General features: G+C 45.7%; 15 protein-coding genes and 1 pseudogene. 7 read left to right on the top strand and 9 right to left on the bottom strand.

Going from position 1 to position 10,313, the window contains the following annotated elements:
* The 3 genes from B3182_RS07915 to B3182_RS07905 all read right to left on the bottom strand — a co-directional run.
* Window positions 1-288, bottom strand: a 288-nt coding sequence (locus B3182_RS07915) for an iron chelate uptake ABC transporter family permease subunit (protein WP_292752241.1), incomplete at its 3' end; no start/stop codon positions are given.
* The gene (locus B3182_RS07910) at window positions 285-1,058 is read right to left on the bottom strand and encodes an ABC transporter ATP-binding protein (protein WP_292354692.1); all 774 of its coding nucleotides are present in this window, start codon (window positions 1,056-1,058) and stop codon (window positions 285-287) included. The genes B3182_RS07915 and B3182_RS07910, both read right to left, overlap by 4 nt.
* Window positions 1,051-1,968, bottom strand: coding sequence for an ABC transporter substrate-binding protein (locus B3182_RS07905; protein ID WP_292354694.1), 918 nt, complete (start codon window positions 1,966-1,968; stop codon window positions 1,051-1,053). Before B3182_RS07905 ends, B3182_RS07910 begins: the two co-directional genes overlap by 8 nt.
* 66 nt (window positions 1,969-2,034) lie before the next feature.
* Here B3182_RS07905 and B3182_RS07900 point away from each other — a divergent pair, with 66 nt between their 5' ends.
* Both B3182_RS07900 and B3182_RS07895 read left to right on the top strand, forming a co-directional pair.
* The gene (locus B3182_RS07900; protein ID WP_292354696.1) at window positions 2,035-2,571 is read left to right on the top strand and encodes a hypoxanthine-guanine phosphoribosyltransferase; all 537 of its coding nucleotides are present in this window, start codon (window positions 2,035-2,037) and stop codon (window positions 2,569-2,571) included.
* Window positions 2,568-3,302 (top strand): S-methyl-5'-thioinosine phosphorylase, encoded by a 735-nt coding sequence (locus B3182_RS07895; protein ID WP_292354698.1) that lies wholly within the window; start codon window positions 2,568-2,570, stop codon window positions 3,300-3,302. The genes B3182_RS07900 and B3182_RS07895 overlap by 4 nt, the downstream gene beginning before the upstream one ends.
* Here the strand turns inward: B3182_RS07895 and B3182_RS07890 are convergent.
* Window positions 3,286-3,921: a CsiV family protein gene (locus B3182_RS07890; protein WP_292354700.1), complete on the bottom strand. Its 636-nt coding sequence runs from the start codon at window positions 3,919-3,921 to the stop codon at window positions 3,286-3,288. The genes B3182_RS07895 and B3182_RS07890 overlap by 17 nt on opposite strands.
* 215 nt (window positions 3,922-4,136) lie before the next feature.
* Here B3182_RS07890 and B3182_RS07885 point away from each other — a divergent pair, with 215 nt between their 5' ends.
* The 4 genes from B3182_RS07885 to B3182_RS07870 are packed head-to-tail and all read left to right on the top strand — an operon-like array spanning window position 4,137 to window position 7,279.
* On the top strand, window positions 4,137-5,060 hold the full coding sequence (locus tag B3182_RS07885) for an SPFH domain-containing protein (RefSeq protein ID WP_104934543.1): 924 nt from the start codon (window positions 4,137-4,139) through the stop codon (window positions 5,058-5,060).
* A 1-nt stretch (window position 5,061) separates the two neighbouring features.
* Window positions 5,062-5,502: an NfeD family protein gene (locus B3182_RS07880; RefSeq protein WP_292354703.1), complete on the top strand. Its 441-nt coding sequence runs from the start codon at window positions 5,062-5,064 to the stop codon at window positions 5,500-5,502.
* 2 nt (window positions 5,503-5,504) lie between these two features.
* Window positions 5,505-6,104, top strand: coding sequence for a histidine phosphatase family protein (locus B3182_RS07875; protein ID WP_292354705.1), 600 nt, complete (start codon window positions 5,505-5,507; stop codon window positions 6,102-6,104).
* On the top strand, window positions 6,101-7,279 hold the full coding sequence (locus B3182_RS07870; protein ID WP_292354706.1) for a cupin domain-containing protein: 1,179 nt from the start codon (window positions 6,101-6,103) through the stop codon (window positions 7,277-7,279). Before B3182_RS07875 ends, B3182_RS07870 begins: the two co-directional genes overlap by 4 nt.
* A gap of 3 nt (window positions 7,280-7,282) precedes the next feature.
* Here the strand turns inward: B3182_RS07870 and B3182_RS07865 are convergent, their stop codons facing one another.
* Window positions 7,283-7,795 carry a zinc ribbon-containing protein gene (locus B3182_RS07865; RefSeq protein WP_292354708.1) on the bottom strand — a complete coding sequence of 171 codons (513 nt, stop codon included), beginning with the start codon at window positions 7,793-7,795 and terminating at the stop codon, window positions 7,283-7,285.
* A 70-nt stretch (window positions 7,796-7,865) separates the two neighbouring features.
* Between B3182_RS07865 and B3182_RS07860 the strand changes: the two genes are divergently transcribed.
* Window positions 7,866-8,351, top strand: coding sequence for a disulfide bond formation protein B (locus tag B3182_RS07860; protein ID WP_292354710.1), 486 nt, complete (start codon window positions 7,866-7,868; stop codon window positions 8,349-8,351).
* A gap of 51 nt (window positions 8,352-8,402) precedes the next feature.
* Here the strand turns inward: B3182_RS07860 and infA are convergent, their stop codons facing one another.
* From infA to B3182_RS07840, 4 genes and pseudogenes are all read right to left on the bottom strand, one after another.
* A complete protein-coding gene (infA, locus tag B3182_RS07855; RefSeq protein WP_009726411.1) occupies window positions 8,403-8,621 on the bottom strand; it encodes a translation initiation factor IF-1 in 219 nt (72 codons plus the stop codon).
* Window positions 8,622-8,669: 48 nt separating this feature from the next.
* The gene (locus B3182_RS07850) at window positions 8,670-9,383 is read right to left on the bottom strand and encodes an arginyltransferase (RefSeq protein ID WP_292354718.1); all 714 of its coding nucleotides are present in this window, start codon (window positions 9,381-9,383) and stop codon (window positions 8,670-8,672) included.
* Window positions 9,373-10,098: a leucyl/phenylalanyl-tRNA--protein transferase gene (gene aat / locus B3182_RS07845; protein WP_292354720.1), complete on the bottom strand. Its 726-nt coding sequence runs from the start codon at window positions 10,096-10,098 to the stop codon at window positions 9,373-9,375. Before aat ends, B3182_RS07850 begins: the two co-directional genes overlap by 11 nt.
* Window positions 10,098-10,313, bottom strand: a pseudogene (locus B3182_RS07840) (histidine kinase); the annotation flags it as partial. The pseudogene B3182_RS07840 and the gene aat, both read right to left, overlap by 1 nt.

Below are 10,313 nucleotides of genomic sequence, written 5' to 3'. Positions count from 1 at the left end.
TATGCCCGCATAGACACTGATCGCTGCGCCTAATGAGGCGCCGCTGGCAACGCCGAGGGTAAATGGAGTGGCCAGCGGATTACGAAACATTGCCTGAAATACCATGCCGCATAATGCCAGTCCACAGCCTGCGGTAAATGCAAATAACACCCTTGGGATCCGCAACTCATGGATAATCATTTGCTGGATTTCTGTCGAACCAGCCGCTGCAAAATCTACCCACGGACTGATAATTACCACCAGAACGGTAAACAGACTTAATGCGATGAGTTTACGTTTTATGCTCATGATTCATCTGCCACAGCAATCAACCGCTCATGATGTGGATGTTTGGCAAACACAAACGCTTGCTGGTAAAGCTGGTGTAAGCGCTCGGCATCTAAAAACTGTTCAGCAGGACCATGCCACAGACATTTACCTTCCAGTAAGGCCAATACATGTTTGCTATGCTGTGCGGCATGATTGATATCGTGAGTCACTTCGATAATCGTCTTCTGCAGTTGCTGATTCAGTTTGCGGATCAATTGATGTACAGCAACCTGGTGATGGGGATCCAGAAAGGCAGTTGGTTCATCCAACATCAAAACCGGCGTATCCTGCGCCAGGGCGGCGGCAATCATTACCCGTTGGCACTCTCCACCACTAAGAGTCGACATTTTACGCAAGCGAAAGGGGTGGCTGTCGGTAATAGTGAGCGCATTTTCTACGGCGTCCTGATCCTGCGATTGCCACTCTGAAAAGACATGGTGATAACTGTATCTTGCCATCCGAACAAATTCTTCAACATTGAAGCTCAGGTGGCTACCCCCGGTTTGAGGCACATAACTGATGAGTTGGGCGAGTTTTTTATGGCTGTAATGTGAGAGCGTTTCTCCATCAACGGATATTTTTCCCCCGGATGCAGGCAGAAGCGCTAATAAGGTTTTCAAAAACGTGCTTTTTCCAGAGCCGTTAGGTCCCACAATACACAGGTAATCGCCACGGGCAATATCGCAATTGATGTCTTCAATCAGTGTTTTATCGCCGATTGTTACCGAAATATTGCTGCAGCTAATCATTTTGAGATGAATCCCAATCCAGTTGTGGATGAAATATCCGAGCGAGATCCTCTGCCAGTTGGATGATTCGGGGGCCGGGTATTACGGCATAATCAGCTTGAATAATATGTAACTGTTTATTGCTGATAGCATCCATTTTATCCAGCCTCTGCCATTGCTGCCTTAGCTTGGTGAGATCGGGTGAATACACTTCTTCGCCAGGAAAAATATCGACAATAATTTGAGGGTTAAGCCGTAACAGGCCCTCTGTGGAAACCGCCGGCACTTTTATATTTGGTCCGTGAAAGACATTTTTTGCACCAACAAAAGACAATAAATCATTATAAAAATCCTGTTGTCCGGCGATATATACCTTATCCAGAAAATCTGTATGTGAACTATGGGCTATTGCCAGCAAAACAGTTGGTTCAGGCTGATCTCGGACTTTCTGTTTAATTGCTTCTAGCCGATTATCAAACTCGCTGACCAGGTGTCTGGCCGATGACACTTTATTAACTGCGGAGCCAATATCGATAATGCTGTTTCGAATGCCGGTCAGACTTGAGTTATCGATACTGAGCGTTTGTATCCCCAGTTGCTGCAGTTGCCTATTTAAGCTTTGTTGACGTTCCAGCAGGATAACTATATCGGCCTTCAAGCGAACAATCTGCTCCAGATTGGGATCCAGATAACCACCAACTTTGGGCAGTTTTTTCACTTGATTGGGGTATTGACAGTAGTCGGTTACCGCTACGACTTTATCACCCGCATCCAGTGCAAACAGCGTTTCAGTAATGCTGGGAGCAAGGCTGATAACCCGCTGAGGAGAGGATATTTCCGACGCATTAGTTTCCGATTGCGGTTTTTCAGGCTGCAGCCAGACGAAAATAAATATCGCAATAAACAGCAGAATCGGCCAAAAACGTGCCATTTTGGCTTTCCTGTAATCAAAACAGCCTATTATACTGCCTGATGTTAATAGCGATAGGTGAAGTAAATGAAGCAGATAATGCCCGAAGCAGAGTGTTTATTTACTCTGCAGGCGATTGATGAAAGTCTTGAACAACTGGCCATGCAGTTGAACAGGGATTATCTCGACAAAAATCCTGTGCTGCTTTGCGTAATGAACGGTGCGGTGATGACCATGGGGCATTTATTACCGAAACTGCAGTTTACGCTTGAAACAGACTATATTCATGCGACACGTTACGGTGATAAAACAGTGGGCGGCGAACTGAATTGGCGGGCCAAGCCTAATATTGATCTTAATAACAGGTATGTGTTGTTAGTGGATGATATTTACGATGAGGGCATTACCTTAGATGCCTTGCGTAACTTTTGTCAGCAGGCTGGCGCGACTTCTGTAAAAGCAGTGGTATTGGCAGATAAACAACACAGCAATAAATATGGCGTTCAACCGGAATATATTGGCTTACAAATTCCTGATCGCTATGTTTTCGGTTTCGGTATGGATTACAAAGGCTATTTACGAAATGCGCCTGGCATCTTTGCCGTCAAGGAGAATGCATCATGATTGGATTAATTGGAGGCAGTGGGTTAAGCCAGCTGGAGGGATTGGTCCTGGAACAGCAAATGCAGCGGGAAACGCCTTTTGGAGAGCCTTCCGCACCATTAATGATTGGTCGTTATGCCAACAAAACGGTGGCTTTTCTGCCCAGACATGGCGAACATCATACGATTCCACCACATCTAATTAATTATCGGGCGAATATCTGGGCGTTTCATCAGTTAGGGGTAGAACAAATACTTGCTGTTGCTTCGGTGGGTGGTATTACGGAGCCCTATATGCCGGGAACAATCGCATTACCGGACCAGTTGATTGATTACAGTTGGGGGCGGGATTCTAGTTTTGCCAGTGAGGATTTTTCAGCCGATAAGCATATTGATTTTACCTACCCATTTGATGAAACACTGCGTCAGCAAATACTGCTTGCGGCTAATAGTGAAGAAATGACAGTTATCGATGGCGGAACTTATGCGGTAACACAGGGACCGAGACTGGAAACAGCGGCAGAGATCCAGAGATTAAAAAATGATGGTGCTGACATGGTGGGCATGACCGCCATGCCAGAAGCAGCGCTGGCACGGGAATTAAATATTGCCTATGCCAGCATTGCTGTTGTGGCTAATCAGGCCGCTGGTTTAAGTTCACACCCACTGACGATAGAAGCCATACTGGATACCATGGAAGAGTCGATGGGGCAGGTAAGGCGATTATTGAAAGGTGTTATTCCGCTGTTGTAGCTTCACCTTCAGACGGCAGGGAATAGGTTTCTGGCTCGGTCATATTGCTGAGCACTTGATCCGGTGTTGCTACCGGTATCAGTTGCAGAATAGCGCCAAACCGCGGGTGATCGAAATAATGCACCTGCTTGCTACGGATACGGCGCAATTCCACTAAACGTGGTTGATGCAAAGTATGATATGAATCACTTTCCACTGAGCGCACACCATCCTGTAACCATAGATCCAGGCTCGCGTGTAAATAGGTAGCGATATGAAAACGTACTTGTCCTTGAACCCGATCAGAGTCTATCGCCACAGCTTGTGCCCGACTGCGACTGCCAACAGCCTGTTGCCAGGTTTGATGGCTGATGACCCGATAACCGGCTGAATTACGCAGCCGTTGTGAAATATCTGTCAGGTTTTTATTACCGGCTGGCTGAATGACTTTGTTGGCCATTCCCACTTTCAGAGGGGCAGGGTCTTGCAAGGTAAACACCGGCGACTGTTCGTTATCGGATGGATTGAGTACTTCAAAAACGATCAGTTCAACGTGATACCACTGTTGAGCATGTGCTAAGGCTCCAAAACTCATTAAAGCGACAAAAAGCATGCTACGAATTAGACTCAAAGATTTCATATAAAACGGTTCCGAATGATCATGTTGTCTATTGTCTAACGCTGACCCCAAAATGTCCAAGATCTAAGGGCTTATTGATTGTTCATAGCCACCACTGCTGATGGCAAATCTAGTCCCAGCTCTTTGGGGTGTGGCTATGAACAATCAATCGGCCCTAATAATTCTCTTTGCTGGTATCATCCAGTGAACATTAAAAGTCGCAATGGAGCAGAGTAATGGAAGGTTTTTCGCTATTTGTTATCGTGGTGCTGGTACTGGCCATTGTCCTTGTTTTAATGGGCGTCAAGTCAGTAGACCAGGGCTGGGAATATACGGTCGAACGGTTTGGCCGCTATACCAAAACTTTGCGTCCAGGCTTGAATCTGATTGTACCGGTGATTGATAAGGTTGGCGCACGCATCAACATGATGGAACAGGTTTTGGATGTTCCTTCTCAGGGTATTATCACCAAGGATAATGCGATGGTACGCGTTGATGGTGTGGTGTTTTATCAGGTGATCCATGCTGCAAAAGCAGCCTATGAAGTCAGTGGTCTGGATAATGCCATTCTGAATTTAACCATGACCAATGTGCGGACAGTGATGGGGTCAATGGATTTGGATGAGTTGCTATCCAAACGTGATGAAATCAATACACGTCTGCTAACAGTTGTCGATGATGCAACAACCCCATGGGGCATAAAAGTTACCCGGATTGAAATTAAGGATATCGAACCACCTGCTGATCTGATTGAGGCCATGGGCCGTCAGATGAAAGCGGAGCGGATTAAGCGTGCCAATATTCTCGAAGCTGAAGGACATCGTCAATCTGAAATTTTGCGGGCAGAGGGTGAGAAACAGGCTGCAGTACTGGATGCTGAAGGTCGTCGTGAAGCGGCTTTTCGAGATGCGGAAGCACGTGAGCGCCTGGCAGAGGCAGAAGCCAAAGCTACTACCATGGTTTCTGAAGCGATTGCTCAGGGTGATGTGCAGGCAGTAAACTATTTCGTTGCCCAAAAATATATTGAAGCGCTTAAAGACATGGCCAGTGCCGATAATCACAAAATCATTATGATGCCGCTGGAAGCTGGAAGTGTTATCGGTTCACTGGCAGGTATTACCGAACTGGCTAAAGAAGCCTTCGTACGTAAAGAGAACTGATATGCCTTTCATTATCGACTTCTGGCACTGGTGGGTATTAGCGGTAGTGTTGATTACACTGGAAATTATTCTGCCCAGTTTTTTTGCTTTGTGGCTGGGAATCGCGGCCTTTCTCACCGGTCTGGTGTTGCTGCTGTTTCCTGAGATTAACTGGCAGTTTCAATGGTTGATGTTTGCGATATTGTCGGTCCTCAGTATTGTGTTGTGGCGCCGCTATTACACTAAACATCCCATCGCCACGGATGAACCTTTATTAAACCGGCGCGGTGAACAACATGTTGGCCGTATTATCACCTTGACTAACCCTATTGTGAATGGACAGGGGAAAGTCATTCTCGACGATTCAACCTGGAAAGTGCACGGGCCCGATTGTCCTACGGGAACTCGAGTCCAGGTCACAGCGGTGGATAACGTCATTCTCAAAGTTGAAATTATTGGTTAACAATGGCTTTAGTGATCGATTTGATGCGTCATGGAGAACCCCAGGGCGGAATGCGCTATCGTGGGCAACTGGATGATCCTTTAAGTGAGTTAGGGTGGAAGCAGATGCGCTGTGCAACTGAAAATAAACAGCCCTGGCAAAAAATAGTCAGTTCCACATTAATTCGTTGCGCTGATTTTGCCAAAGAACTTTCTGATAAACATGCAATTTCATTGCAATGTGATGCGGGATTTATAGAAATCGGCTTTGGTGACTGGGAAGGTAAAACGGCCAATGAATTGGAGCAACAGAACAAAAAAGAGTTTTATGCCTTTTATGATGACCCGATAAATAACACCCCAGCCAATGCCGAACCATTATTAGCGTTTCAGCGGCGTATTCATAAAGCCTGGCAAACCCTGGTGCAATCGCATACCGATAATCATATTTTGCTGATTGCTCATGCAGGGGTTATTCGCGTTATTCTCGCCGAGGTGTTAGCAATGCCGCTGGAGGCAATGTTTCGCATTCAAGTGCCTTACGCCGCCATTAGTCGCGTTGTTATTCACAATGAAGGCCCAAGGCTTTACCCCCAGTTACAGTTTCATGCAGCAAGCTTATGACAGCGTTTTTTAATACCGGTTTGACTCAGCAGCAGTTTCTCGATGAATACTGGCAAAAGAAACCGTTAGTGATTCGTCAGGCATTTCCGCTGCCCGTCAGTGATCTGACGCAAGAGGATTTAGCGGCGTTTGCAGGTGAAATAGAAATCGAATCACGTTTGATTCAAGAGTTTGGTGAGAGGCCCTGGCAGCTGCAACATGGTCCTTTTGATGAAGATGATTTTGCCGCTTTACCGGAAACTCACTGGACGTTACTGGTCCAGGATATGGATAAACATTATCCACCGTTACAGAAGCTGCTAATAGACTTTGATTTTATTGCCGACTGGCGTCGGGATGATGTAATGATTAGTTACGCACCGGAGGGAGGTTCAGTTGGACCGCATACCGATAGCTACGATGTATTTTTACTGCAGGCGCAGGGAACCAGACATTGGCAGATCAGTGATAAACCGTTAGCCAATGCGGTTTTCAGAGATGATACCGATTTACGTATATTGCAGCAGTTTTCAGCGGATCAGCAATGGGATTTGCATCCTGGAGATATGCTCTATTTACCACCGCACTATGCTCATCATGGAGTGGCATTAAATCCATGCCTGACGTTTTCAGTAGGTTTTAGGGCCCCATCGCAGTTACAGTTGCTCGATGTCTTCAGTCATACACTGCAAGAGCAGGATATTGCAGAACAACTTTATGCTGATGCCGATATAAGCACAGTGTCTTCCTCAACGGAAATTGATGACAGTGCAGTAAAGCGGTTTCAGAATTTATTGCTGAAAACCATCAATGAAAACTCTGGCTTTATGGCTTTAGCGGCAGGGCGCCTGGTCACGGAAACCAAATCGACCTTACAGGAGCTGGCCGACGAATTTATCACCGATAAACCGACGCTGGTGGAACTGGATGGACGGTTTAACAACGGCGAGTATTTGCAACGCAATGGGTATTTGCGCTTTGCCTGGCATAATGATGCTGCTACGGCATATTTATTTGTTGCTGGTGAAGCTTATTTTGTTGAGTTGGCTGCAGGGGAAACGCTGTCATGGCTAACCACCAAATCTCAACTCGACCAAAAGGATTGGCAGCAATTACGCAAATACCCAGCATTAGCTGATGTCTGTTGCGAATTGGTTGCAGAAGGTGCTTTCTATTGGCCGGAAGATTTTATTTAAAGCTTATTTTGAATAGCGCCTGAATTCCGTGTGGTGACATTTCGGGCAAGGAGGGATTCGACCTGTTTTCTTGAAGTGCATTTGTGTACCGCATGAATCACAGAATAAAGTGCCTATACCGGTAATTTCTCCGGTGTGATATTGCTGTGCCATTTGCGCCTGACTGGCCAGCTGGCCGAGTTCAAGGCGGGTGCGGTCTGCGACAGAGGCAAATAATTCATATAGTCGCGCTTCAACGAGCTGCAAATCAAAATTAAACCAGGTGGAAAATTCCTTGCCTGTTGTTTCCAGATATTCCGCAGCATCATGTAAATCGCGCTCAACATAATAGGCAATTTTGTCGGCTTCTTCTGCGGTGACTTCCCGTAACTCTATAGCGCGTAATTTTGCCAGTTCAATGCGTTGTTTCAGGGTAGGAACAGCATTGGTTTCAGATTCCTCAAAAAAATGCTGAATACGTTCCATCATTTTGTCATAGGCTGCTGTGAACTTTTCTTCGAAGTTATTTTCTGACATGACTTAACCCTTTATCTGATGCGGTTTTTAGGTTAACTTAGCACAAATTAATCCAATGGAGGAAACCGTTTTGATCACCACACGCAAGCTATTGTTTGGCGGATTTTTATTTTGTTTCAGCTTATTTGTGGCTGCTCTCTATATGCAGCATGTAATGGAATTGGAGCCTTGTCCGCTGTGCATTTTGCAACGTGTATTGGTAATGGTTACCGGGATATTTTTTCTGATAGCAGCGATACATAATCCTGCCAAAACAGGTACTAAAATTTATGCGGGTCTGATTGGTTTAACGGCATTACTCGGTGCGGCCGTTTCAGCACGACATGTCTGGTTGCAGAGTTTGCCTGCCGATCAGGTACCCAGTTGCGGCCCCGGAATGGGTTTTATTATGGAAAACTTTCCGTTGACCGATGCGTTGTCCATGGTGCTGAGCGGTTCAGGAGAATGTGCGGAAATATCCTGGACATTTCTGACCCTCAGTATACCTGCCTGGACGTTGCTGACCTTTGTGGGGATGTTAGGTTTGGCAATTGCAGCTGCCTGGCGACAGCATTAAAAACGGAGTTTAACAACAACTTTTAGTGACAGCAGTTGTTACTTTTAGCGGTTAGCGGGCGCGATAAACAATGCGGCCTTTGCTTAAATCGTACGGGGTCAGCTGCACAGTCACTTTATCTCCGGTCAGAATGCGGATGTAGTTTTTACGCATTTTTCCCGAAATATGTGCTGTAACAACATGTCCATTTTCCAGTTCAACACGGAAAGTGGTATTGGGCATGGTGTCAATGACAGTGCCTTCGAATTCAATATGATCTTCTTTTGCCATACAGGTCTGATTTTACCTAACTATTAAAAGATCCATTTTGCCGTAATATTACTGATTATTCAAAGCTTTTTTATCAAACTCGCGCCATTGGCCATCAAATTGCTGTAATGCAGAGAAATGGCTCTTGTATCGCATTTTAGGGCTATCACCAATCCAGTAGCCTAAATACAACCAGGATAAATTCTGTTGTTGCGCTAATTCAATCTGTTTGAGAATAGCAAAGGTACCTAAACTTCTGTCCGAATATTCAGGGTCAAAAAACGTATAGAACGCTGAAGCAGCGTCGTTTACAAAATCGGTAATCGCTACAGCCAGCAGTTTTTCCGGTGTTCTGAATTCTATAAATGCCGTATCACTCCAACTGCTGGTGAGGAACTGAAGATAGGTGTCTTTGCTTGGATTATCCATTCCCCCGCCAGCATGGCGATGCGCCAGGTAGCGTTGATAAAGATCATAGTGTTCATCATCAAACACTGCGGGCCGGATGCTTAGACTGACGTCATCATTTTTTTTCAGGCAGCGTCGTTGGCTGCGGTTAGGACGGAAATGGTTAACCGATATTCTGACCGGAACACAGGCATTGCATGATTGACAAAATGGACGATAAACATGTTCTCCACTGCGGCGGAATCCGTGCTGAATCAATTGGCTGTATAAGGCATTTGTCAGCGGCCGCATTGGGTCGGGATAAATATTTCGCGCCTGCCGGTCTTCAAGATATGAGCAGGCATGCGGACGATCCTGGTAAAAATCAAGGCTCATAGGAAAAAGGAAGTGTTGTGGTTTGCCAATAGCCAGTCTGGCCGGGCAGTGCGCAAAGCATTTGTACTTGTTGCACAAAAATTTCTCTTGGCAGAGTGACTGCGCCAAGACGAGATAGGTGTTCGGAATATACCTGACAATCAATCAAAGGATAACCCCATTGTTTTAGCTGCTGAGCCAGAGCTACTAAAGCAATTTTTGAGGCATTGGTTTTAAAGCTGAACATGGATTCACCAAAAAACATCTTCCCAATTGCGACACCGTAAACTCCTCCAACGAGCTCTCCCTGCTGCCAGCATTCCACACTGTGAGCATATCCGGCATGGTGCAGTTCCATATAAGCCGAAATCATTTCATTATGGATCCAGGTTTCATGTTGCTCAACAGGCAACTTTAATAGTCTGGGCGCAGCACAGGCATGCATAACCCCTTTAAAATCCTGATCAAATGTAATATCGAATGGTTTTTGTCGTAATACTTTTTTTAAGCTTTTGCTGATATGCATTTTATCGGTATTAAATACCATTCGCGGATCAGGGCTCCACCATAAAATCGGATCATATGCGTTAAACCAGGGGAAAATGCCATGACGATAGGCATTGAGAAGGCGGGTGATGGATAAATCTCCACCGGCCGCTAGCAAACCATGGGATGTCGCCTGATCGACTGGTGGAAAAGGGCTATCCTCAGGAGTTGCTAACCAGCTTATAGCCATTAATCGTTTAGCTGGAGATTTAACTCTTTAGCCCAGTAAAGTGCATCCAGATACGCAGATAATAAGGCATCAGAACTCGCCACTGAATAATCAATTGCAGACCAATTACCGCGCTCATAATTCAGTACCTGATTCAGAGCATTACCTGCCGGGCCTTCTTTGTGTAAAAGCGCTGAGTGCAGTTCTTCGCTTAATGGCAGGTCCTGCAACAGTAC

This window comes from Methylophaga sp. UBA4204 (genome assembly GCF_002379485.1).
In the GTDB taxonomy this organism is placed as follows: domain Bacteria; phylum Pseudomonadota; class Gammaproteobacteria; order Nitrosococcales; family Methylophagaceae; genus Methylophaga.
The sequence above is the reverse complement of the archived record's forward strand: the minus strand, read 5'-3'. Positions and strand labels throughout refer to the sequence as shown.